General features: G+C 72.4%; 23 protein-coding genes. 6 read left to right on the top strand and 17 right to left on the bottom strand.

The genetic code is table 11. From position 1 onward, the window contains the following. The first annotated feature begins 83 nt into the window (after positions 1–83). Entirely contained in the window at positions 84–470 is a 387-nt protein-coding gene (locus Voc01_RS53005; protein ID WP_239160163.1) for a DUF6069 family protein, read from the top strand. Here the strand turns inward: Voc01_RS53005 and Voc01_RS13520 are convergent. After that, the gene (locus Voc01_RS13520; RefSeq protein WP_203927720.1) at positions 458–1,672 is read right to left on the bottom strand and encodes an MFS transporter; all 1,215 of its coding nucleotides are present in this window, start codon (positions 1,670–1,672) and stop codon (positions 458–460) included. The two genes, Voc01_RS53005 and Voc01_RS13520, sit on opposite strands and share 13 nt — an antisense overlap. Before the next feature lie 41 nt (positions 1,673–1,713). After that, the gene (locus tag Voc01_RS55065) at positions 1,714–2,271 is read right to left on the bottom strand and encodes a DNA mismatch repair protein MutL (RefSeq protein WP_203927719.1); all 558 of its coding nucleotides are present in this window, start codon (positions 2,269–2,271) and stop codon (positions 1,714–1,716) included. A gap of 161 nt (positions 2,272–2,432) precedes the next feature. Between Voc01_RS55065 and Voc01_RS13510 the strand changes: the two genes are divergently transcribed. The 4 genes from Voc01_RS13510 to Voc01_RS13495 are packed head-to-tail and all read left to right on the top strand — an operon-like array spanning position 2,433 to position 5,857. Then, complete coding sequence (locus tag Voc01_RS13510; RefSeq protein WP_203927718.1) at positions 2,433–3,116, top strand: response regulator transcription factor; 684 nt, start codon at positions 2,433–2,435, stop codon at positions 3,114–3,116. Then, positions 3,113–4,375 carry a sensor histidine kinase gene (locus Voc01_RS13505; protein ID WP_203927717.1) on the top strand — a complete coding sequence of 421 codons (1,263 nt, stop codon included), beginning with the start codon at positions 3,113–3,115 and terminating at the stop codon, positions 4,373–4,375. Before Voc01_RS13510 ends, Voc01_RS13505 begins: the two co-directional genes overlap by 4 nt. Before the next feature lie 49 nt (positions 4,376–4,424). After that, positions 4,425–5,231: a lytic polysaccharide monooxygenase gene (locus Voc01_RS13500; RefSeq protein WP_203927716.1), complete on the top strand. Its 807-nt coding sequence runs from the start codon at positions 4,425–4,427 to the stop codon at positions 5,229–5,231. Continuing rightward, positions 5,216–5,857, top strand: a complete 642-nt coding sequence (locus Voc01_RS13495; protein WP_239160162.1) for a DUF305 domain-containing protein — start codon at positions 5,216–5,218, stop codon at positions 5,855–5,857. Before Voc01_RS13500 ends, Voc01_RS13495 begins: the two co-directional genes overlap by 16 nt. Before the next feature lie 47 nt (positions 5,858–5,904). Here the strand turns inward: Voc01_RS13495 and Voc01_RS13490 are convergent, their stop codons facing one another. The 8 genes from Voc01_RS13490 to dnaG all read right to left on the bottom strand — a co-directional run bounded on the left by Voc01_RS13490 (position 5,905) and on the right by dnaG (position 13,741). Next, positions 5,905–6,741 carry a glycosyltransferase gene (locus Voc01_RS13490; RefSeq protein WP_203927715.1) on the bottom strand — a complete coding sequence of 279 codons (837 nt, stop codon included), beginning with the start codon at positions 6,739–6,741 and terminating at the stop codon, positions 5,905–5,907. A 143-nt stretch (positions 6,742–6,884) separates the two neighbouring features. Then, on the bottom strand, positions 6,885–7,802 hold the full coding sequence (locus Voc01_RS13485; protein WP_203927714.1) for a tetratricopeptide repeat protein: 918 nt from the start codon (positions 7,800–7,802) through the stop codon (positions 6,885–6,887). Between the two features lie 159 nt (positions 7,803–7,961). Then, positions 7,962–8,777: a DUF3626 domain-containing protein gene (locus tag Voc01_RS13480; RefSeq protein ID WP_373873813.1), complete on the bottom strand. Its 816-nt coding sequence runs from the start codon at positions 8,775–8,777 to the stop codon at positions 7,962–7,964. Further along, complete coding sequence (locus tag Voc01_RS13475) at positions 8,774–9,589, bottom strand: ABC transporter permease (protein WP_373873816.1); 816 nt, start codon at positions 9,587–9,589, stop codon at positions 8,774–8,776. The genes Voc01_RS13480 and Voc01_RS13475 overlap by 4 nt, the downstream gene beginning before the upstream one ends. Positions 9,590–9,617: 28 nt before the next feature. After that, the gene (locus Voc01_RS13470) at positions 9,618–10,382 is read right to left on the bottom strand and encodes an ABC transporter permease (RefSeq protein WP_203927780.1); all 765 of its coding nucleotides are present in this window, start codon (positions 10,380–10,382) and stop codon (positions 9,618–9,620) included. A 2-nt stretch (positions 10,383–10,384) separates the two neighbouring features. Beyond that, positions 10,385–11,299: an ABC transporter ATP-binding protein gene (locus Voc01_RS13465; RefSeq protein WP_203927779.1), complete on the bottom strand. Its 915-nt coding sequence runs from the start codon at positions 11,297–11,299 to the stop codon at positions 10,385–10,387. A 45-nt stretch (positions 11,300–11,344) separates the two neighbouring features. Continuing rightward, entirely contained in the window at positions 11,345–11,881 is a 537-nt protein-coding gene (locus Voc01_RS13460; RefSeq protein ID WP_203927712.1) for a hypothetical protein, read from the bottom strand. Further along, the gene (gene dnaG / locus Voc01_RS13455; protein ID WP_373873812.1) at positions 11,882–13,741 is read right to left on the bottom strand and encodes a DNA primase; all 1,860 of its coding nucleotides are present in this window, start codon (positions 13,739–13,741) and stop codon (positions 11,882–11,884) included. Positions 13,742–13,790: 49 nt separating this feature from the next. Between dnaG and Voc01_RS13450 the strand changes: the two genes are divergently transcribed. Next, positions 13,791–14,612 (top strand): alpha/beta hydrolase, encoded by an 822-nt coding sequence (locus Voc01_RS13450; RefSeq protein WP_239160161.1) that lies wholly within the window; start codon positions 13,791–13,793, stop codon positions 14,610–14,612. An 85-nt stretch (positions 14,613–14,697) separates the two neighbouring features. On the opposite strand, the gene Voc01_RS13445 is transcribed toward Voc01_RS13450, so the two are convergent. The 7 genes from Voc01_RS13445 to dusB all read right to left on the bottom strand — a co-directional run bounded on the left by Voc01_RS13445 (position 14,698) and on the right by dusB (position 22,191). Continuing rightward, positions 14,698–15,933: a deoxyguanosinetriphosphate triphosphohydrolase gene (locus Voc01_RS13445; RefSeq protein ID WP_373873815.1), complete on the bottom strand. Its 1,236-nt coding sequence runs from the start codon at positions 15,931–15,933 to the stop codon at positions 14,698–14,700. Between the two features lie 22 nt (positions 15,934–15,955). After that, the gene (locus Voc01_RS13440) at positions 15,956–17,128 is read right to left on the bottom strand and encodes an AI-2E family transporter (RefSeq protein WP_239160160.1); all 1,173 of its coding nucleotides are present in this window, start codon (positions 17,126–17,128) and stop codon (positions 15,956–15,958) included. Then, the gene (locus tag Voc01_RS13435) at positions 17,125–17,481 is read right to left on the bottom strand and encodes a VOC family protein (protein ID WP_203927710.1); all 357 of its coding nucleotides are present in this window, start codon (positions 17,479–17,481) and stop codon (positions 17,125–17,127) included. Before Voc01_RS13435 ends, Voc01_RS13440 begins: the two co-directional genes overlap by 4 nt. A gap of 34 nt (positions 17,482–17,515) precedes the next feature. After that, positions 17,516–20,191: a pyruvate, phosphate dikinase gene (gene ppdK, locus Voc01_RS13430; RefSeq protein ID WP_203927709.1), complete on the bottom strand. Its 2,676-nt coding sequence runs from the start codon at positions 20,189–20,191 to the stop codon at positions 17,516–17,518. A gap of 64 nt (positions 20,192–20,255) precedes the next feature. Next, a complete protein-coding gene (locus tag Voc01_RS13425; protein WP_203927708.1) occupies positions 20,256–20,630 on the bottom strand; it encodes a hypothetical protein in 375 nt (124 codons plus the stop codon). 5 nt (positions 20,631–20,635) lie between these two features. Further along, positions 20,636–20,911, bottom strand: a complete 276-nt coding sequence (locus Voc01_RS13420) for a DUF2277 domain-containing protein (RefSeq protein ID WP_203927707.1) — start codon at positions 20,909–20,911, stop codon at positions 20,636–20,638. A gap of 134 nt (positions 20,912–21,045) precedes the next feature. After that, complete coding sequence (gene dusB / locus Voc01_RS13415; protein WP_203927706.1) at positions 21,046–22,191, bottom strand: tRNA dihydrouridine synthase DusB; 1,146 nt, start codon at positions 22,189–22,191, stop codon at positions 21,046–21,048.

Raw genomic sequence — 22,191 nt, 5'->3', positions numbered from 1 at the left:
GTATCGCCATCGAGACGATGACGTATGAAGCCAGGACGTCAGACCATGGCTCGTCTCGTAGCGCAGCGAATAGCGTCTCCGGCATGAAGCCTCTCTACGCGATCGCCGGCGCGGTTCTCAGCACGGTCGCCCTGTGGATGGTCGCCGCGATCCTCGACATCGACATGGTCGTCGACCCGAGGAACGGCCAGCCGCCGGGCGAGATCCCACTTCCGTTCGCCGCCGCGATGACGCTCGTGGTCTCGCTGCTCGGCTGGGGGCTGCGCGCGGCCCTCGACCGGTTCACGGCACACGCCGCCCGCATCTGGACCGTCGTCGCCGGCGTCGTCCTGGTGGCGTCGTTCCTGCCCGTCCTCGGCGTCGGCGCGTCCGGCGGCACGAAGACGATCCTCGCGCTCGCCCACCTGGCGGTGGCGGCGGTTCTGGTGCCGGTGCTGGGCCGGCGTCGGGCGCCCGCCTACGCCGGCTGACCCACCAGCGGTGCCGGCCGGCCCGCGAACGACCGGGCGAGCAGCACGATCACGAGGGTGAGCGCGGCCGGAACCGCGAACGCCAACCGCAGGCTCGCCAGCTCCGCCACCGCACCGATCAGGCCGGCACCGATGACGAACCCGGCGTAGTTGAACAGGTTCACCCGGGCGATCGCCACACCGGTGTCGGCCGGGTCGAGCCGGCCCGCGGCCGAGAACGACAACGGGACCACGACGCACAATCCGAGGCCCTGCAACGCGAATCCGGCCAGCGCCACCGCCGGCACCGGCGCCACCGCGACAACGAGCAGCCCGACGACGCCGATCGAGGCGCCCACGCGCACGATGGGCACCGGCCCGTACCGCCGCACCAGCCGGTCGTTCACGGCCCGCCCGAGCACCATGAAGGTCTGGTAGAAGAACAGGCCCAGGGCCGCAACGCTTTGAGACGCGCTGAGCACGTCGTCGAGGAACACGGCCGACCAGTTCGAGGTGGCGGAGTCGGCGATGTACATCGCCATCATCGCGATACCGAGGAGCACGATGGGTCCCCACGGCAGCGGTGCGGCGGCCGGTGCACCGAGCGGCGCGTCCCCCGGTCCGCCGATGGCCGGTGCGGTGTCGGCGGGTGCGGTGTCGAACTCGGCGCGGCGCAACAACAGGGGACCGGCGCAGAGCGCGATCGCGGCACCGATCGCCGCCGCCGTACCCAGCGACTGGAACGTCGTGAAGTCGAGCTCCGAGGTGCCGGCGGTGGTGAGCGCGCCGGCCATCGCACCGACGCTCCATACCCCGTGCAGCGACGACAGCACCGGACGCGCGTACCGCCGCTCGACCGCGTATCCCTGCATGTTCATCGTCGCGTCGACGGCGCCGAGCCCGACGCCCAGCGCGGTGAGCGCCGCGAACAGCTGGGGGACCTCGGTGGACGCGCCGGTGCCGGCGACCGCGATCGCCACCAGCACCCCGCCGACCCGCAGCACGGGCCCGCTGCCCACGCGGGTGGCCGCGTAGCCGGCGAGTACGCTGCCCACGCCGGCCACCACCGGCACCACGAGCAGCACCAGCGACAGCTCGCCGTCGCTGAACCCGAACCGGTCCTTGAGGACGTTTGTCTGGGTCAGCAGCGCGGCGAAGCAGAAGCCCTGCGCGAAGAACGCCATCGCGACGGCCACGCGGGCACGCCGCGTCCGCGAATCCATGCGGAGAGCATGATCCCGGGCGCCGCCGGAGGCAAGTACCTTCAGGAGCCGACTTCACTCACCTGGGCGAACGGCGCGTTGTTGTGCCACAGGGCGTGGATCACGAAGTAGTGGTTCTGCTCGGTGAACTGCACGGCCAGGTTGCCCGGCTCGTTCTGCGTCGTGGTCACGGTGTACCCGGCGCTCGGGGTCGCCGTGACCAGGTGCACGCTGCCCTCGGTCATCCGGATGACCGCCTGTCCCCCGTCGACGCGGAACGACCGCAGGTACACGGGTCTGCCGTCGTCGCCCGTAGTGACCGTCCACCCGTCCACCACCCTGACCTGCTGCGACGACGGCGGAGCGCTAGGTGACCTGCCCGGACCCCCCACCGCCCGCGACGACGAGGCGCTGCCCGCGGTGGCCGACGGCGCAGGCGGAGCCGACGTCGGCGCCGGCACCACGGTGGCCACCGGTGCCACCGCAAAGCCACCAGCCGGTGTCTCGGTACTGGGCGTTCCCGTACGCAGCACGGGCAGTAGCGCCACCGACGCCAGCGCGATACTCGCCAACGTCGCCGCACACCACCCGACTACAGGAAGCACCACCCGCGACCGCACCCGCCCATTGAACCACCCCACCCGGCCCGGGGCCGGTGCCGGCTGGACTGAGGAGCGCAGGGAGCGAAGCGACCGCAGCGACGAGGGAAGCCGGCACCGACAAGGCCCCGGGCCCGCGCCCGCGCAGGCGGGCGCCGTCAAACACAGTACCGTGCACCCCTATGGCCGTGATCCTGCTGATCGAGGACGACCGCATCATCGCCGCGGCGTTGGCGCGGTCGCTCACCGATGCGGGCCATCTGGTGCGCGCCGCCGGCACCGCCGCCGACGCGTTGAAGATGGTCAATGACGACCGACCGGACCTGGTGATCCTCGACCTCGGGCTGCCCGACATCGACGGCGCCGACGCGCTGCGCATGATGCGGAGCGTGTCCGACGTGCCGGTCATCGTGGCCACCGCCCGCCGCGGCGAGGGCGAAATCATCAAGCTGCTCAACCTCGGCGCCGACGACTACGTCACCAAGCCGTTCTCCGCCGGGCACATCCTCGCGCGCGTCAACGCCGTGCTCCGGCGCAACCGGACGCCCGAGCAGGAGCAGCGGGAGATCCGGGTGGGCGCGCTGACCATCCAGCCGCACAAGCGACAGGCCACATTGGACGGTGAGCCGCTCCGGCTCACGCGACGGGAGTTCGACGTCCTGCAGTACCTCGCCGAGCGGGCCGGCCGCGTGGTCTCGCGCCGCGAGCTGATGACGCAGGTGTGGCAGCAGGCCCACATCGGCGAGGAGCAGACCATCGACGTCCACATCTCGTGGCTGCGCCGCAAACTCGGCGAGACCGCCGCCCAGCCACGGTTCCTCGTCACCGTGCGCGGCGTCGGCGTGATGATGGTGGACCCGCAATGAGGCTGGCGCTCAACCGGTTGGCCGTGGCCATCACCGCGATGGTGGCACTGGCGTTCCTGGTGCCGCTGGCCGGCGTCACCCGGCAGCTGGCGCACGACCGCGCGCTCGGCGACGCGCGCCAGCAGGCGGCCGCGATGGTCACCGCGCTCGCCGTCGACAGCCGCCCGGAACTGCTCGCGCGGGCCGTCGCCAGCACGGCGGCGGGCGGCGCCGGCCGGCTCGCGGTGCACCTGCCCGGCGCGGATCCGATCGGCGTCTCACACGCGGCCGCGGCCGACGTCGCGGCCGCGCGGGGCGGGCGCTCGTTCACGCGGACCGGTGCCAGCGGCCTGGTCTACCTGCAGCCGAGCGTGCTCGACGGCAGCCGCGTGGCCGTCATCGAGGTGTTCGTTCCCGGTGACGAACTCAACCGCGGGGTGTGGCCGGCGTGGCTGGCGCTCGCCGGCCTCGCCGTGGCCCTGGTCATCGGCTCGACACTGTTCGCCGACCGGCTCGGCAGCCGCACCGTGCACGCCACCCGCGACCTCGCCGACGTCACCCGCCGCTTCGGCGCCGGCGACCTCACCGTGCGCGCCGAGCCGAAGGGTCCACCCGAACTGCGTGACGCGGCCCGCAACTTCAACGCGATGGCCGACAACCTCCGCGAGCGCATGGACGCCGAGCGCGAGCTCGCCGCCGACCTGTCGCACCGGCTCCGCACTCCCCTGACGGCGCTGCGGCTCGACGCCGACGCCGTGCCACCGGGCCCCGTCGCCGACCGGCTGCGGCAGGCGTTCGACGTGCTCGACGCCGAGCTGGAGGCCATCATCACCGGTGCGCGCCTGTCCGCGAGCAAGCGCACCGCGCAGTCGACCGACCTCGTGGAGGCGCTCGCCGACCGGCTGGCGTTCTGGTCGGTGCTGGCCGAGGACCAGGGACGGCACACCCGCATCGTCGGCGGCGAGCACCCGGTTCCCGTGAACGTGCCCCGCGGCGAGCTGATCCTCGCGATCGACGCGTTGCTGGGCAACGTGTTCGCGCACACGCCCGAGGGAACGCCGTTGCAGGTGACCGTCTCCGAGCACGGGATGATCGTCGACGACGCCGGTCCCGGCATCCGCGATCCGGAGGCGGCGGTGCGCCGTGGCGCGAGCGGCGCGGGGTCCACCGGTCTCGGGCTCGACATCGCCCAGCGGGTGGCGCGTGCCGCCGGCGGCCGGCTCGAGATCGGGCGTTCGCCGCTGGGCGGGGCGCGGGTCGCGTTGTTTTTAGGGGTTTAACCGGCATCGTTAAGGTCCCTTTAGGCAAGGGCTCCATAGCGTCTGGCGCATGTTCTGGAAGAAGGCTCTCGTCTATCCGTCGGTGGTCCTGGGCGCCGCCACCGCCGCTGTGTTCGCCACCGCGACCGGCGCCTCCGCCCACGGCTACGTCTCCGCTCCGCCCAGCCGCCAGGCGCTGTGCGCCACGAAGGCCGTGCCCGACTGTGGTGCCATCCAGTTCGAGCCGCAGAGCGTCGAGGCCCCCAAGGGTGGCCGCAGTTGCGACGGCGGCATCGCCGCGTTCAAGGCGCTCGGCGACAACAGCCGCAACTGGCCGGCCCGCAACGTCGGCAGCTCGCTGGAGTTCACCTGGGTGTTCACCGCCCGGCACCGCACCAGCAACTGGGAGTACTTCATCGGCAACACCCGCGTCGGGATCGTCAACGGAAACAACGCCCAGCCCGAGGCCGTGGTGACCCACAAGGTGAACCTCGGCAACTTCCGGGGCCGCCAGACCGTGCTCGCGGTGTGGAACATCGGCGACACCCCGATGGCGTTCTACAGCTGCGTCGACGTGAACATCGGCGGCACGGGTCCCGGTACCGGCAACCCGCCGCCGGCGAACCCGACGCCCACGAAGTCACCCACGACAGCACCGCCCGGTGGATCTCCCACCGCGACGGTGCCGGCCCCTCCGCCCGGGGGCCAACAGCCCGGAGCCCAGCAACCCAACGGAAGCTGGGCTCCGGGCACCGCCTACAAGGTCGGTGACGTCGTGACCTTCAACGGCCAGAAGTTCAAGTGCCGCCAGGCGCACACGTCGATCCGCTCGTGGGAGCCGTCGGTGTTCACGCTCGCGCTGTGGCTGCCGGTCTGATGGTCAAGCGCTACTTGGCGGCGTTCGCGTTGCTGGCTGCGCTCTTGGTCGGCTCCGCCGGGTTCGCCGGCTGCTCATCGTCCACACAGGACGATGCGGCCGGCGGCCCGGAGGCCACCCCGGTCGCCGCCGGCGAGGCGACCGCCGCGCCGGCGGCCAGCGCCGAGCACAACGGCGACGACGTGATGTTCCTGCAGATGATGATCGTCCACATCAAGCAGGGCCGCGAGCTGGCCGCGCTGGCCGCGACGAACTCCGCCCGGGACGACGTCAGGAACCTCGCCTCCGCGGTGGACTCCACCCAGGGCGAGGAGGCCAAGGTGATGACGGCGTGGCTGCAGGGCTGGAGCGAGCCCACCGAGACCGCCCACGACCCGAACATGCACGCCAACCACGGCGGGCTGCCCGCTCTGGGCGAGGCGCAGCTGGCCGAGCTGAAGCAGGCGGCGGGCGCCGACTTCGACAGGAAGTTCCTCAACCTCCTGATCGGCCACCAGCACAACGCGGTGGAGCTGACCAAGCTCGCCGACTCCGGCACGAACCCGGAGACGAAGGACCTCGCGCGGCGCATCAAGGAGTCGAGGTCCGACCAGATCTCGCTGATGCTCACGATGGCGAGCGCGTAGAACCTGGGGAGGTCGAGCGGCGGTCCCGCATCCGCGGGGCCGCCGCTTCAGCGCGTCAGCGACTCCAGCCGGGGCACCAGCGTCGACGGCTCGGGCATCGCCGCGACCTCCGCCCGGACCTCGGCCGCGGCCGTCCTCAGGTCCGCGGCGGTCAGCAGGCGGGTGATCAGGTCCGCCGTGATGTCGCGCTCCTCCGTGGCGAGGCCGGCACCGCGCGCGGCGATCAGGGACGCGTTGTGGCGGCGGTCGCCGGTGCCGTTGACCACCAGCTGCGGGACCCCCGCGCACAGTCCCGCGATCGCGGTGCCGGCCCCGCCGTGGTGGATCACCGCGGTGCTCGTGTCGAGCAGTGCCGGCATCGGCGCCCACGTGACCGCCCGCGCGTTCGCCGGCAGCCGGGTCCCCTTGTCGGGGTTGAGGAACACGAACTCGGCGTCGACCGCGCCGGCCACCCGGGCGACGACCGGCATCAGCCCGCCGCCCGAGGCCCGAACCGTGCTGCGGCTCACCACCACGCGGGGCCGTTCGGGCGCCGGCAGGTCGAGGTCGCCGTCGGCGTGCGGCACCGGCCGCATCGGCCAGCCGGCCCGTCCCGGCACCACGCTCGGCGGGGCGATCGCGATCGTCGCGGCGTCGGCCGGGAGGGCGGCGATGCCGTGGCGGCGCAGCGCAGCGCCCATCCGGGCCGAGGTGACCCGCACCAGCGTCGGCCCGTCGTACAACGTGTTCTCGTGCAGCACGGCCGGTACGCCCACCGTCGCGGCAGCCAGTGCTCCGGCCACGGCCAACGGCTCGTACAGCACCAGGTCGGGCCGCCAGCGCGTCGCGAGCGCGACAACAGGGTCGGCGAGCCGGTCGTTGACCGACGCGAACAGGGGCGCCACCCCGCGGGTCCCGGCCCGGCCCCCCGTCGGCACCGGTCGCGACGCACACCTCGTGCCCGGCGGCCATCAGCGCCCTAGCCAGCGGCACGAGGGGGAACACGTGCCCGATCAACGGTGCCGAGACGATGAGAACCCGCATGGCGTCACCCTAGGGACGGTCGCCGTCGGGCCGCATTCGCCGAGCGACGTATCTTCGCCGCCGCCGGACCGTCGACGGTCGGCCCGTCCGATGCCAGCGCCACCGCGAGGTTGTTCCGCACCACCGCCACCTCGGGATGCTCCGGCCCCAACGCCGTCGTGCGGATCCGCTCGGCGTCGCGGAGCACCCGGACGGCTTCGTCCACCCGGCCCTGCCGGTACCGCAGCACGCCGAGGATGTTCAGGCAGCCGGCCACCTCGGGGTGGTCCGGGCCGTGGCGGCGGATCCAGGTGTCGAGCGCAGCCACCACGTGCCGCTCCGCCTCGTCGTGGCGCCGCAGGCCGATGAGCACGGTGGCGAGCACGGCCCGGTCGGCGGCCACCTCGGTGGCGTCCGGTCCGCGCGTGGCCTCCCGCACCGCGACCGCTTCCCGGGCCGGCGCCTCCGCGTCGGCCAACCGGCCCTCGGCGTACGCGAGCCCGGCCAGGTTGTGGTGGATGCTCGCGCGGAGGTCGCGGTCGTCGCCGGCGTCGGCGAGGGCCGCCGCGTAACAGGTCGCGGCCTCGGCGTACCGGCCGAGGTCCTTGAGGAGGACGCCGAGCGCGTTGCGCGCGTCGGCCGAGTCGACCGCAGCCCGCAGGGTCCGCTCGGCCTCCGCGTAGCGGCCCCGTCGCCGTTGCACGTCGCCGAGCCGCACGGGCGCGCCGGCCCGCCGCAGGGTCTCCTCCGCGTCGCGGTAACGGCCCCGCGCCGCCTGCATCTCACCCAGCGCCCCGAGGGCCGCGGCCCGTTCGTCGCCGGGCCGGTAGCGCGCGACCGCGCGCTCCATCACGGACTGCGCGCGGGCCGGTCGCCCGGCCCGCCACAGCCGCAACGCCCGCTGGTGGCCCTGCCGCGCGCGGATCAGGCTCCAGCCGGGCACCGGTTCAGAGGGACGGTTCGGTGTGGTTGAAGCTGGTGCCGGCGGCCGCCGGACCGGCGGCGACCGCGACGAGGCCGGCGACGCCCGCCAGCACCAGGATGAGACGACGGATCATTGTCATCGGTCGAACGTAGCCAGTGTCAGCGGGCGGTCCGGCCGTCAGTCGTCAACGGGACAGCCGAAGTGCGCCACATGGTGCCAGACCCGCTTGAGGGCCTGGGGGTCGTAGCGTCCGGTCGCCGCCGCCGCGCCGATCACCGCCGGGTCGAGGACGCCGTCGACGGCGATCTCGACGCCCAGCGCCACGAACTCGGGCCCGCGGTACTCCGGGTGCCGGCGCAGCTCGTCGACCGACAGCCGGAACCCCCGGTGCCACTCCACCGCGCAGGGCAGCCGCGCCGCGGCGGCGGCCACCTCCGTCGAGCGGTGGCTCGGGTCCAGCACGATCGCCTCGACGTCGCGGTCGAGCCGTACCGGGCCGTGCACGTGTGCCTCGACGTAGCCGTCGAGCGGGTCGCCGTCCCAGGTGGCGGCGAGGTCGGCGAGCCGCAGGTGCGCGGCGATCCCGAAGTCGGTGGGTTCGAGGAAGCTGTCGGGGTAGCAGAACGTTGCCCGGTCGAGGCAGCCGGCGGTGAGACGCAGGTGCGCCGACCCGAACCGCGGTGCCGCGCCGACCGCCTTCCGCCGCAGGTTCAGCGCGCCGTACACCGGTCGCTCCGGCGCCGGCGCGTCGTCGTAGGCGCCACCGAACATGCGGCTCTCCCAGCGCCAGCGGTCGCCGCCGGGATACGCGGTGAGCCCGCCGTTGCTCGTGCCGGTGGCGAACTGCGACAGGTAGACCCCGCCGGCGCCGAGCTTCGCCAGGATCCCGTCGCGGTCCGGATGCAGGTTCAGGGTGATCCGCAGGGTGCGGTCGACCGGCGGACCGGACGACAGCGCGGCGACGTGCCGCAGCGCCCGCCCGGCGCGGCTCACTTGCAGAGCAGGTTGTTCATCCGCCGGCCGGCGACCCGCAGGCACAGCACCGTGAGCGCCACGAGGTACGCGAGGTGCCACGCGAGCGTCCAGTCCAGTACCCCGGTGGTGAGCGCCCGCACCACCTCGACGCCGTGGTACAGCGGGGTGAGCTCGACCAGTACCCGCATCACCATGGGGAACGAGTCGACCGGCGCGAACGTGCCGGAGAACAGGAACAGCGCGAACTGCGCCACCATCACGTAGTCGAAGTCCTGCCAGCTGCGCACGAACGTCGACAGCATCATGCCGACCGCGCCGAACGCGAACCCGACCACCATCGTCGCCGGGAACGCGGCGAGGGCCCACCCCGCGGTGGTGAGGTCCATCCAGACCATGATGCCGAGGAACGCCGCCGAGTAGACGGCGCCGCGAAGCATCGCCCACATCAGCTCGCCGACCGCGATCTCGACGGGTGTCACCGGGGTGGCGATCACCGCGTCGTAGACCTTCATGTACTTCATCTTCCCGAAGAAGTTGAAGGTGCTCTCCGCGAGCGCGCCGTTCATCGCCGACGCGGCGAGCATCGCCGGCGCCACGAACGTCGGGTACGTGACGATGCGCCCGTCGGCCAGCCGGAAGTCGCCGACGAGCTGACCCACCCCGATGCCGATCGACAGCAGGTACAGCAGCGGCTCGAAGAACCCCGACAGCAGCACCCACCAGTAGGCGAAGTGCCGGGCGGCCGTCGCGTTGCGGCCCGCGACCGCCACCGAGTTGGCCCAGCGCCGCTCGACGCGCCTCGCCACCGTCGGCAACGCGAGCGTGCTCACCATCGCGACCCTCCCCCGCGACTCAGCATCAGTCCGACAGCTTCCGGGTGAACCGGTGCAGGGCCAGCAGGAACCCGCCCACGCACCACAGCACCAGGTACCCGAGGTGCACCGGCCAGCCCCACTCGGTGTCGATGCCCAGCGTCGACGCCCGGCCCAGCTCGACGCCGTGCCACAGCGGCGACGCGTACGCCAGCCACCGCGGCACGTCGGGCAGCGAGTCGACCGGGAAGAACACGCCGGCGAACAACGTCATCGGGATGACGCCGAACCGCAGCAGCACCGCGAACATGCCGTCGGCCTTGACCGACGCCGCGTACGCGAAGCACGGCGCCGCGATCGCGAGCCCCAGCACGACGCACACCGGCAGCGCCACCACCGCCCGCCACGAGTGCACGGCACCGAAGACGAGCATCACCACGAGGAAGCCGACGCTCGCCAGCAGCACCCGCACGAGCACGAACGACAGGCTGCCGGCGAGGATGTCGCGGACGCGCAACGGGGTGGCGAGCATCGAGTGGTAGACGCGCGTCCACGAGAAGCTGCCGTACACGGGCCAGGTGGACTCGCCGACCGCCACCTGCAACGCGGTGGACATCAGCAGACCCGGTGCGATGAAGTCGAGGTAGTCGGTGCCCAGCGCGCCGCGCGCGTCGACGTACGAGCCGACCGAGACGCCCATGCCGAGCAGGAACAGCAGCGGCAGCGCGAACGACGAGAGCACCGACGCCCGCCACACCCGGCGGTAGGTGGCGAGGTTGTACTCCAGGACGGCGATCGACGGATGCAACATGCTCAATCGACCAGCGTCCGTCCGGTGAGGTGCAGGAACACGTCCTCCAGCGTGCTGCGCCGCACGAGCACGCTCGACGGGTGCAGCTTCCGGTTGGTGACCGCGGCGCCCGCCTCGTCGCCGTCGGGCGCGTAGAGGAGGATGCGGTCGGGGAGCACCTCGACGCGCTCGCCGATGCCGTCGAGCTTCTCGGCGATCGGCTCCAGGGGGTCGAGGCCGAACCGCAGCTCGACCACCTCGCGGGTGGAGTGCTCCTCGATGAGCGCCCGCGGCGAGTCCTCGGCGACGATGCGGCCGCCGTCCATCACGACCAGCCGGTCGCAGAGCTGCTCGGCCTCGTCCATGTAGTGGGTGGTGAGCACGAGCGTCACCCCGCGCTGTTTCAGCCGGAACAGGCGGTCCCACACCAGGTGACGCGCCTGCGGGTCGAGCCCGGTGGTCGGCTCGTCGAGCAGCACGATCTCGGGGTCGTTGATGAGCGCGCGGGCGATGGTGAGCCGGCGCTTCATGCCGCCCGACAGCGGCTCGGTGGTGTCGTTGGCCCGCTCGCTCAGCTGCACGAAGTCGAGCAGTTCGCGGGCGCGGTCGCGGGCCTCGCGGCGCGGGATGCCGAAGTACCGCGCGTAGACGGTGAGGTTCTCGAGCACCGTGAGCTCGAGGTCGAGCGAGTCCTGCTGGGGGCACACCCCGAGCCGCGCCCGGATCGCCGGACCCTCGCGCACCGGGTCCATGCCCAGGATGCGCAGCGAGCCGGCGGTGGGCGGCGACACGCAGCCGATCATGCGCATCGTGGACGACTTGCCGGCGCCGTTGGGCCCGAGGAAGCCGAACGCCTCGCCGGCCCGCACCTCGACGTCGATGCCATCGACCGCGGTAAAGGCACCGAACCGCTTCACCAGCCCCTTGGCGGTGATCATCGGCGCGTGCTTCTCCGCTGACTGCGTCTCGGCCACCCGGCGACCCTAACCCGGGGGTGCGACGGTCTGGCCACCCGTTATCGCGGCGCTGGCGGCGGCCACCAGGTCGGCCGCGGCGTCGGGCGCGGACGGCGTGCCCGGGTCGTAGCGCACGGTCCACCGGAGGCCGTCCCGCCCGGGGACGCGCCGCGCGACCACCCGCACGCCGCCACCCGGCAGCGCGTGGTGGCTGGTGTACGCGACGGATTTCGTCACCCGGGCCCGGACCTGGTCCGGCACCTTGTCCGGATCGAGCAGCGTGACACTCACCGTGTCGTCGTCGGCCATCTCGGTGTACGTCCCGTGGCTGGCCACCTCGCGGGCGGGCACCACCACCAGCGCCCGGCCCGACCACGTGGCCTTGTGGATCTCGTGCCAGCCCAGCCGCGCCGAGCCGGAGAGGCCGGGCAGCCACAGCCCGTAGTTTGTGACTATCACCACAGCGTCGTTGGCGGCGCCGCCCCAGGCGAGGATGCGCTCGTCCCGGTCGAGCGCCGGACGCGCACCGTCGGGCAGCCGCCGGCGGCGGAACAGCGACCGCATCTAGAACCCTCCCGCCGCACGCTCACGGAGCCCACGCGCCTGCTGCTCCAGGGAGAACAGTTCCCCGGCGAGCGTCAGATACGCCTCCCGCTGCGTCACCGGGTTGAGCCGCTGCAGCTTCGACTTGATCTCGCGGATCCGGCGGTTCACCGCGGGAATCTGCAGCCGGATCAGCGTCTCCTCGACGTAGCGCGGGTCGGGGTCGTGGTCGATCCGCAGCGACTCCACGGACAGCTCCGTCACCAGCGCCTTCGCGGCGAGGTCACCGCACGCGTCGCGCACCTTCTCGGTCCAGACGGCACCGACCAGGCCGCCGCCGGCGCCGCCACCCTCCGCGATGGCCCGGCGCACGACGGCATGGACCGGGTGACTGTAGGCCTCCGGGCCGATCAGGTCGAACATCGGACCGGCCAGCGCCGGGGCCTGCAGCGCCAGCTTGAGCGCCTCGCGCTCGACCGCCGCCTCGGCGCCGTCGCCGCCCGCCTGCACGGCCTGGCGCTGGGCCGGCGCGGGCCGGTTCGGACCCTCCCCCGCCGCGGCCACCTCGCGCCGGGCCAGGTCGACGTCGACGCCCAGCATGTTGGCCATCCGGTTGACGTACTGGTCGCGCAGCGACCGGTCCTTGAGCCGGCCGACGAGCGGCGCGACCGCGCGCGCCGCCCCGATCTGCCCGGGCACGGTGTCGAGGTCGAACCGGGCGGCGTTGGCGCGCATCGCGAAGTCGATCATCGGCTCGCGCCGGGCGACCAGGTCGCGCACGGCCGCGTCACCGCGCGCGAGCCGCAGCTCACACGGGTCCATGCCGTCGGGGCCGACCGCGATGTAGGTCTGCGCCATGAACTTCTGGTCGTCCTCGAACGCCCGCAGCGCGGCCTTCTGACCGGCGGCGTCGCCGTCGAACGTGAAGATGATCTCACCCGTGTAGGCGTCGACGTCCATCAGCAGCCGCCGCAGCACCTGGATGTGGTCGCCGCCGAACGCCGTGCCGCACGTGGCCACCGCCACCGGCACCCCGGCCAGGTGGCAGGCCATCACGTCGGTGTAGCCCTCGACGATCACCGCCCGGCCCTGCTTGGCGATCTCCCGCTTGGCCAGGTCGATGCCGTAGAGCACGTGGGACTTCTTGTAGATCGGCGTCTCGGGGGTGTTCAGGTACTTGGGGCCGTCGTCCTCGTCGAACAGCTTGCGGGCGCCGAACCCGATGACGTCGCCGCTGATCTCCTTGATCGGCCACAGCAGGCGGCGGCGGAACCGGTCGATGAGGCTGCCGCTGCGCGCCTCCCGCGACAGGCCGGCCGTGACCAGCTCCTGGCCGGTGTAGCCCTGGTTGCGCAGGTGCTTCGTGAGGTGGTCCCAGCCGTCGGGCGCGAACCCGCAGCCGTACCGCTCCGCCGCGGCCCGGTCGAAGCCGCGCTGGGCGAGGAACTCCCGCGCCTTCCGGGCCCCCGGGGTGAGCAGCTGCTCGGCGTAGAACGCGGCCGCGTCGCGGTGCGCGGCGATCAGCCGCTGCTTCTGGCCGGTCTGCCGGACCGGCGCCGGACCGGCCTCCTCGTACCGAAGCTCGACGCCGGCGCGGGCGGCGAGCCGCTCCGCCGCCTCCGGGAACGTGAGGTGGTCGATCTCCATCACGAACTTGATCGCGTCGCCGCCGTTGGCGCAGCCGAAGCAGTAGTACACGCCCTGTGACGGCTTGACGTTGAACGACGGGGTCTTCTCGTCGTGGAACGGGCAGAGGCCCTTGAGGTTGCCGCCGCCGGCCGACTTGAGCGTGACGTGGTCGGAGATGACGTCGACGACGGAGACCCGCTCGCGCAGCAGCGTGATGTCCTCGTGACGAATCTTCCCGGCCATGAGATACATCCTGCACCGTCACGCCGGTGAACCGTCAGCTGGCCGGTAAGTTACGAGCGTGACCGACGCGACCTCCGACACGATCGTGCTCATCCATGGCCTGTGGATGACCCCGCGCAGCTGGGAGCACTGGGTCGAGCGGTACACCGAAGCCGGCTACCGCGTCATCGCGCCGGCGTGGCCCGGCCTCGAGGGCGAGGTCGACGCGTTGCGGACCGACCCCTCGCCGCTCACCAGGCTCGACGTCGCCATGATCGTCGACCACTACGAGCGGATCATCCGTGACCTCGACCGGCCCCCGATGATCATCGGTCACTCCTTCGGGGGAACGTTCGTGCAGCTCCTGCTCGACCGGGGGCTCGGCGCGGCCGGGGTGGCGATCGCCTCGTCGACGGTGCGGGGCGTGCGGCGGCTGCCCTTGTCGACGCTGCGGGTCACCGCGCCGGTGCTGCGCAACCCGGCGAACCGCCGCAAGGCCGTCCCGCTGACCCCCGACCAGTTCCGGTACGCGTTCTGCAACACGATGCCGAAGGCCGAGTCCCGCGCCGCGTACGACCGCTACCACGTGCCGGCCGCGGCGAACGTGCTGTTCCAGGGCGCGTTCGCCAACCTGGCCCGCAGGACCCCGCTGCGGGTCGACTTCGCCAACCACAACCGGGCCCCGCTGCTGTTCATGGCCGGTGGCGAGGACCACGTCATCCCGGCGGCCGTGAACCGGGAGAACGCCCGGAGGTACCGCCGGTCGAGCGCGCTGACCGCGTACCGCGAGTTCCCCGGCCGCTCCCACTTCACGGTCGGCCAGCCCGGCTGGGAAGAGGTCGCCGACTACGCCCTGGCCTGGGCACTGAACCCGACGGTGGTGGGCGGCGCCCGCACCTGAGGCCGCCCCGCACCTCGGCTTTACATAAACGACGCTCTACCCAGTGCGGCTCCGGTCGCCGAAAGCACACTGGATAGAGCGTCGTTTATATGAGACCCACGCAGAGGCGCCGGTGCCACGCGACCGCCGCCGGGTCGGTGAGGCTCGCGACCTGGTCGATCACGACCCGCAGCTTCTCCGCGTCGTCGGACGCGGTGCGCCAGAGCGGCGCGAACACCGGGTCGAGCTCGTCCGGCGCCCGCTCGATCAGCACGGTCACCAGCTCCTTGAGCAGGTCCTGCTGACGGGCGTAGGACGGTGACGCCTCCGGCCGGCGCATCACGTACCGCAGCGCGATCCCCTTCAGCAGGGCCACCTGCGCCCGGGTCCGGCGGGGTACGACGAGGTCGGCGTCGTAGCGGCGCACCGGGTCCGGGCCGTACCGGTCGCGGGTCGCCTTGATCGTCTCGACCACGAACCGGCCGGTCAGCACGCTCGTGACCCGCTTGAGCGCCGCCTGCGCCCGGTGGCTCCCGTCGTAGCCGCTGAGCGGGGTGAACACGGGGTCGGAGAGCAGCTGGTCGAGCACGTCGGCGAGGTCGCCGGCCGACTCGCCGGAGTAGACCGCCGCCACGTCGGCGCACAGGGCGGCCCGCTCGGCGTCGTCGCGGCGCAGCGGGTCGAGGTCGACGTAGCCGCCGTGGATGCCGTCCTCCACGTCGTGCACCGAGTACGCGACGTCGTCGGACCAGTCCATGACCTGCGCCTCCAGGCACCGGTCGGCGGCACCGGCGCGCAGCCACGAGAAGATCGGCGCGTCGTCGGCGTAGACCCCGTACTTGCGCGTGCCGGAGGTGCGGAACCACGGGTACTTGCACACGGCGTCGAGCGTGGCCCGGGTCAGGTTCAGGCCCACCGACCGGCCGTCGGCGTCGAAGACCTTCGCCTCCAGCCGGGTCAGGACCCGCAGCGTCTGCGCGTTGCCCTCGAAGCCGCCGCACGGCTGGGCCATCGCGTCGAGCGCGTCCTCGCCGTTGTGACCGAACGGGGGGTGACCGAGGTCGTGCGCCAGCCCGGCGGTGTCGACGACGTCGGGGTCGCAGCCCAGCCGCTCCCCCAGCTCCCGGGCGATCTGGGCGACCTCGAGCGAGTGCGTCAGCCGGGTACGCACGAAGCCGTCCTCGCCGGCCGGGTGCACCTGGGTCTTCGTGGCCAGCCGGCGGAAGCCGGCAGAGTGCAGCACCCGGCCGCGGTCGCGCTCGTAGGGGCTCCGCTCGAACCGGCCGGTGCCGATGCCGGCGTACTTGACCGGCTCGTCGACAAAGCGGGCCGCGTTGTCGATCACAGGCGCCAGCGTATCGCCGCTACGGAGAAGCGGCGTCGGGTTCGCGCGGGGCCGGCAGCGCGGGCGCCGGGACCTCCGTGTGCCGCTCGATCAACGGCGTGAGCACCACCTTGACCGCCGCCGCGATCGGGATCGCCATCAGCGCGCCCATCACGCCCAGCACCGTGGCGCCGATCAGGGCCGACAGCAGCACCGCGATCGAGGAGATGTCGACGGTGTTGCGCATGACCCGCGGCACCAGCAGGTAGTTCTCCAACTGCTGGTACACGACGAAGAACACCGCCACGACGATCGTGGCCGGCCACAGCTCGCTGGTGAAGAACGTGATCGCTGTGCACAGCACCGCGCCGATCGTGGCGCCCACCAGCGGGATCAGGTCGGTGATCGCCACCGCGACGGCCAGCGGCAGCGCGTACGGCACGCCCAGCACCATGAGCACCGCGAACGCCGTGACGCCCGCGACCAGCGAGATGATCAGGTTGCCGGCCATGTACGCGCCGACCTTCTCGACCACCACGTTGACCACCTCGGCCGCCTGTGGCCGGCGCGGACGCGGGAACAGCCGCACCAGTCCGCGCCGCAGCCGCGGCAGGTCGGCCATGAAGTAGATCGTGAAGACGATGACGGTGAGCACCGACGCCAGCGCGCCGAGGAACCGGCGGGCGAAGCCCCACGCGTTGCCGACCATGCTCTGCGGAATGTTCGCCGCGTACTGGCTGAGCTTCTCGGTGAAGTTGTAGCGCTCGGCGAGGTCGCGGTAGAGGCCCGACTGCTCGGGCAGCCGCTCGACGTAGCCGGGCAGGTTGCCGAACAGCTCGCCGCCCTCGCGCAGCAGCGGCGGGGTCACGGCCGCCAGGAACGCGGCGAGCAGCGTGAAGGTGCCGAGGAAGATGATGCCGACGGCGGGCCCCCGGCGCAGCCCGTGCCGCACCAGCCACCGCACCGCCGGATCGAGCCCGACCGCGATGAACAGCGCGATGACCACCAGGATCAGCACGCTGCGCACCACGTACAGCGAGTACGCCGCCAGCACGACCGTGAGCACGCCGAGCGCCGCCGCCACCGCCCACCGGTAGACCTGGCCGAACCCGACCTGCCCGGGCGGACCGCTGTCGTCGGCCGGCGGCGCGCCGCCGGCCGGCTCGCGCCGGAGGATCTCCTCCGCGGAGCTGTCCGCGGAACCGACGCTCACGGGCGGTTCGCCCGCAGGACGCAGAACTCGTTGCCCTCCGGGTCGGCCAGGACGGTCCACCCGCGCCGGGCCGGCTGGCCGACGTCGACGTGCCGGGCGCCCATGTCGACCAGCCGCTCGATCTCGGCCGGCTGGTCGTCGGGCTCGAGGTCGAGGTGCAGCCGGTTCTTGCCGGCCTTCGCCTCGGGCACCGGCACGAACGAGATGCCGGGATGGGTCTTGTCGTCGCCCGCGATCGCGACCAGACCGGGATCCTCGAACGTCACGCGGTACCCGAGCACCTCGGCCCACCAGCGGGCCAGCCGGGCGGGGTCACGCGAGTCAACGACGAGGCCGAGCCACCGACTACCCATCAGGCCCCCTCTGCGAAAGGTGAAGGAATCCTACTCAGGATGTGGCGGACGCACTCCCCCCGACAGCTGCCCGACCCGCCTCCAGGCGGGCCACGGGTACCCGGAACGGCGAACACGAAACGTAGTCCAGGCCGACGTCGGCGAAGAAGTGCACCGACTCCGGGTCGCCGCCGTGCTCGCCGCAGACCCCCACCTTCAGGTCGGCGCGCGCCTCCCGGCCCTCGGCGACGGCGATGCGGATCAGCCGGCCCACCCCCTCGGTGTCGATGGACTCGAACGGCGAGACGCCGAAGATGCCGAGCTCGAGGTAGCGGGTGAAGAACGAGCTCTCCACGTCGTCGCGGGAGAAGCCCCAGCCGAGCTGGGTCAGGTCGTTGGTGCCGAACGAGAAGAACTCGGCGGCGCCGGCGATCTGGCCGGCGGTGAGGGCCGCCCGCGGCAGCTCGATCATCGTGCCGATCATCACGTCGACGCCCGGGTCGACGTCGGCGATCACGGCGGTGGCGGCGGCCTTCACGGTCTCCAGCTCCTGCACGGCGCCGACGAGCGGCACCATGATCTCGGGACGCGGGTCGCCGCCGGCCTCCCGCACCTCGCGCGCCGCCTCGGCCACGGCGCGCACCTGCATGTCGAACAGGCCCGGTACGACGAGGCCGAGCCGCACGCCGCGCAGCCCCAGCATCGGGTTCTCCTCGTGCATGCGGCGCACCGCCGTGAGCAGGTCACCGTCGCGGCCGGGGTCCTCGCCCCGCTCCTTCGCGATGGCCACCAACACCTCCAGGTCCACAAGGGACGGTAGGAACTCGTGCAGCGGCGGGTCGATCAGCCGGATCGTCACCGGCAGCCCGCTCATCTCCCGCAGCAGCGACGCGAAGTCCTTGCGCTGCAACGGTCGCAGCTCGTCGAGCGCGGCCTGCCGCTCGGCGTCGTCGGTGGCGAGGATCAGCCGCTCGACCATCGGCCGGCGCTCGCCGAGGAACATGTGCTCGGTGCGGCACAGGCCGATCCCCTCGGCACCGAAGCGCCGCGCCCGCGCGGCGTCGGCGCCGGTGTCGGCGTTCGTGCGCACGTTCAGCGTCCGCTTCCCGTCGGCGTGGGTCAGAAGCGTATGGACCGCGCGGACCAGCGGTTCGCTGTCGGGTTCGACCTCGCCCTCGAAGTACCGGACCACGAGCGACGGCTCGACCGGAACCTCGCCGAGGTACACGTCGCCGGTGCTGCCGTCGATCGACACGACGTCGCCCTCGTTCACCGTCTGACCGTCCACTGTGAACTGTCGATTGTGGACGTCGACGTCGAGCCTGTCGGCGCCGCACACGCACGTCTTGCCCATGCCCCGGGCCACCACCGCGGCGTGCGAGGTCTTGCCACCGCGGCTGGTGAGCACGCCCCGCGCCGCGATCATGCCGGGCAGGTCGTCGGGGTTGGTCTCCCGGCGCACCAGGATCACGTTCTCGCCCGCCGCGCCGAGTTCCGCCGCGCGGGCCGAGTCGAACACGGCCTTGCCCACGGCCGCGCCCGGCGACGCCGCGACCCCGCGCGCCACGGGCTTCTCCTCGGTCGTGGCGAACGTCGGGAACATGAGCTGCCCCAGCTGGGCTCCGGAGACCCGGCGCAGCGCCTCGTCGAGGTCGATGACCCCCTCGTCGAGCAGCTGCGTGGCGATCGTGAACGCGGCCGCCGCCGTGCGCTTGCCGACGCGGGTCTGCAGCATCCACAGCTTGCCCCGCTCGACGGTGAACTCGATGTCGCACAGGTCGCGGTAGTGGTCCTCCAATGTGGACATCGTGCGCAGCAGCTCGTCGTACACGGCCTTGTCGATGCGTTCGAGGTCGCCGAGCGGCACCGTGTTGCGGATGCCGGCGACCACGTCCTCGCCCTGCGCGTTCTGCAGGTAGTCGCCGTAGATGCCCTGCGCGCCGGTGCCGGGGTCGCGCGTGAACGCCACGCCGGTCCCCGAGTCGTCGCCCATGTTGCCGAACACCATCGCCACCACGTTCACCGCGGTGCCCGCGTCGGCCGGGATCCGCTCCTGGCGCCGGTACAGCACGGCGCGGTCGGCGTTCCACGAGTCGAAGACCGCGCGGGTGGCCAGCTCCAGCTGCTCGCGCGGGTCCTGCGGGAAGTCGCGGCCGGCGTGCTTCGCGAAGATCTCCTTGAACGTGCCGACGAGCTCCTTGAGCGCGGCCGCGTCGAGACCGGTGTCGTGTTCGACGCCCCTGGCCCGGCGGGCGGCGTCGAGCGCGTCCTCGAAGGCATCGCCCGGCACGTCGCAGACGGTGCGGCCGAACATCTGGATGAGCCGGCGGTAGGAGTCCCAGGCGAACCGCTCGTTGCCGGTGCGCTCGGCGAGCCCGGTGACGCTCGCGTCGGACAGCCCGACGTTGAGGACGGTCTCCATCATGCCCGGCATCGAGAACGCCGCACCCGACCGCACCGACACCAGCAGCGGGTCGGCCGGGTCGCCGAGCCGCTTGCCCATCGCCCCTTCGAGCGCCTCCAGGTGGCTGTCGACCTCGCCGGCCAGCTCCGGCGGCACGTCACCGGTGGTGAGGTGGTGCCGGCAGGCCTCGGTGGTGATGGTGAACCCGGGTGGCACGGGCAGGCCGAGGTTGCTCATCTCGGCGAGGTTCGCGCCCTTGCCGCCGAGCAGGTCCTTCATGTCCCGGTTACCGTCGGCGAAGTCGTAGACGAACGTGGATGCGGTCATGGCGGGCACCTCCGGGGGAGGAGGGAGGGTGGGTATCCAGGTTCCTACCCTCCGGCGGTCCCCGCTACCCGGCGGCGTCGTAGGACTCGGTCAGCCAGTCCCGCAGCTGGTCGTCGACATCCGTTCTGTCGGTGAGGTTCCGCTTCTGCCACGCCCGGTCGCCGGACAGGCCGGGCCGCCACACCCAGATCGACAACGCCCGCACCTTCGGCCGGATCTCGGCGAGCTTCCGCTGCCGCTTGAGAAACACACCGACCCCGACCGCATCGACATGAACCGGGCCGAGGCCGGCGACAAAGCCCACGATCTCGTCGCAGATGGGACGCTGCCACTCGCGGCCCCGGAACGTGTCGTCGATCGTGCACCCCGGCACGCACACGTGCGACTGGCGGGTCCGGTCGAACTCGCGGTCACACGCGGGGCAGGTCCACCGGGCCACGGGGGTTACGCGCGGACGCCGTAGCGCTCGGCCGCGCGGGCCTTGGCCTTGGCCGCCTCCACCTCCCGGTCACGGGGCGGCGCCTTGGTGGTGAGGCTCTCCAGCAGCACCCGGGTCGCCTCGGTGACGGCCCGTACCGCCTCGTCGAACGCCTCCTGGTTCGCGGCGGACGGCTTGGTCGTCCCGCTGACCTTCCGCACGTACTGCAGGGCCGCCGCCTCCACCTCGTCTTCGGTGGCCGGCGGCTCGAAGTTGTGAAGCACCCGAATGTTCCGACACATGCCCCGAGTTAACCCCGCCCGCCCACTCCCCACCACCCACCCCGCCGATCTTGCAGTCGTAGCCCCCGCTAAATCCACATAAAGCACGACATCAGGGCGGCCACGAGTGCAAGATCGGCGGGGAAAGAGATGGGTCAGCCGCCGCTGTGCTCCAGCTCGGCGCCGGCCGGGACGTCCGGGTTGGCCGGGTCCTGGAGCCAGCCCTCCGGAAGCGCGACCTTGCCCGGGGAGTTGGTGCGGCCACGCGGGTGGCCCAGTTCGCTCTCGGGGAACGGTACGTCCGGGTCGAGCTTGCCCAGCAGGTCGTCGAGCTCGGCGAGGGACGAGATCATCGCCAGCCGGCGACGCAGCTCGCCACCCACCGGGAAGCCCTTCAGGTACCAGGCGACGTGCTTGCGGAAGTCGGCGCAGCCGTGGTGCTCGGTCGAGATCTTCCCGCGCGGGTCGATCTCGGTGGCCGCCCACTCGACGAGCAGCGTCGCGTGCCGCCGCATCACGACCGCCACCTCGCCCAGCGTCGGCATCACGCGATGGGACGAGCCGCCGAACGCGGCCGCCAGGTCGGCGAACAACCAGGGACGCCCGAGGCAGCCGCGGCCGACGACCACGCCGGCGCAGCCGGTCTCGGCGACCATCCGCAGCGCGTCGTCGGCCTCCCAGATGTCGCCGTTGCCCAGCACCGGCACGTCGAGCACCGACACCAGGTCGGCGATCGCGTCCCAGTGGGCGGTGCCGGAGTAACGCTGGGCAGCGGTGCGGGCGTGCAGCGCGACGGCCTTGACGCCGGCCTCCTGCGCGATCAGCCCCGCCTGCCGGTAGGTCAGGTGGTCCTCGTCGATGCCCATGCGCATCTTGATGGTCACCGGGACACCCGACGGCGCGGCGGCGTCCACCGCCGCGCGCACGATGCGACCGAACAGGTTGTGCCGCCAGGGCAGCGCGGCACCGCCGCCCCGCCGGGTCACCTTCGGCACCGGGCAGCCGAAGTTGATGTCGATGTGGTCGGCCAGACCCTGGTCGGCGACCATGCCGACGGCCCGGCCGACCACGTTCGGGTCGACGCCGTAGACCTGCAGGCTGCGCGGGTGCTCGTCCTCGTCGAAGGCGATCATGCGCAGCGTCTTCGGGTTCCGCTCGACGATGCCGCGGGTGGTGACCATCTCGCAGACGTAGACCCCCGCACCCTGCTCCCGGCAGAGCTTGCGGAACGCCACGTTGGTGATGCCCGCCATGGGGGCGAGCACCACCGGTGGCGTCACCTCGAAGGGCCCGATGCGCAT

Source organism: Virgisporangium ochraceum (assembly GCF_016863655.1).
In the GTDB taxonomy this organism is placed as follows: Bacteria; Actinomycetota; Actinomycetes; order Mycobacteriales; family Micromonosporaceae; genus Virgisporangium; species Virgisporangium ochraceum.
Note: the sequence above shows the minus strand (reverse complement) of the source record. Positions and strands in the feature narration are given on the sequence as shown.

What these genes read in the sequence shown, in the direction of transcription:
- Voc01_RS53005 (WP_239160163.1), top strand. Translation starts at nt 84, where the DNA reads ATGAAGCCTCTCTACGCGATCGCCGGCGCGGTTCTCAGCACGGTCGCC.
- Voc01_RS13520 (WP_203927720.1), bottom strand. Translation starts at nt 1,672, where the DNA reads ATGGATTCGCGGACGCGGCGTGCCCGCGTGGCCGTCGCGATGGCGTTC.
- Voc01_RS13510 (WP_203927718.1), top strand. Translation starts at nt 2,433, where the DNA reads ATGGCCGTGATCCTGCTGATCGAGGACGACCGCATCATCGCCGCGGCG.
- Voc01_RS13505 (WP_203927717.1), top strand. Translation starts at nt 3,113, where the DNA reads ATGAGGCTGGCGCTCAACCGGTTGGCCGTGGCCATCACCGCGATGGTG.
- Voc01_RS13500 (WP_203927716.1), top strand. Translation starts at nt 4,425, where the DNA reads ATGTTCTGGAAGAAGGCTCTCGTCTATCCGTCGGTGGTCCTGGGCGCC.
- Voc01_RS13470 (WP_203927780.1), bottom strand. Translation starts at nt 10,382, where the DNA reads ATGTTGCATCCGTCGATCGCCGTCCTGGAGTACAACCTCGCCACCTAC.
- Voc01_RS13465 (WP_203927779.1), bottom strand. Translation starts at nt 11,299, where the DNA reads ATGATCACCGCCAAGGGGCTGGTGAAGCGGTTCGGTGCCTTTACCGCG.
- Voc01_RS13460 (WP_203927712.1), bottom strand. Translation starts at nt 11,881, where the DNA reads ATGCGGTCGCTGTTCCGCCGCCGGCGGCTGCCCGACGGTGCGCGTCCG.
- dnaG (WP_373873812.1), bottom strand. Translation starts at nt 13,741, where the DNA reads ATGTATCTCATGGCCGGGAAGATTCGTCACGAGGACATCACGCTGCTG.
- Voc01_RS13435 (WP_203927710.1), bottom strand. Translation starts at nt 17,481, where the DNA reads ATGGGTAGTCGGTGGCTCGGCCTCGTCGTTGACTCGCGTGACCCCGCC.
- ppdK (WP_203927709.1), bottom strand. Translation starts at nt 20,191, where the DNA reads ATGACCGCATCCACGTTCGTCTACGACTTCGCCGACGGTAACCGGGAC.
- Voc01_RS13420 (WP_203927707.1), bottom strand. Translation starts at nt 20,911, where the DNA reads ATGTGTCGGAACATTCGGGTGCTTCACAACTTCGAGCCGCCGGCCACC.
- dusB (WP_203927706.1), bottom strand. Translation starts at nt 22,191, where the DNA reads ATGCGCATCGGGCCCTTCGAGGTGACGCCACCGGTGGTGCTCGCCCCC.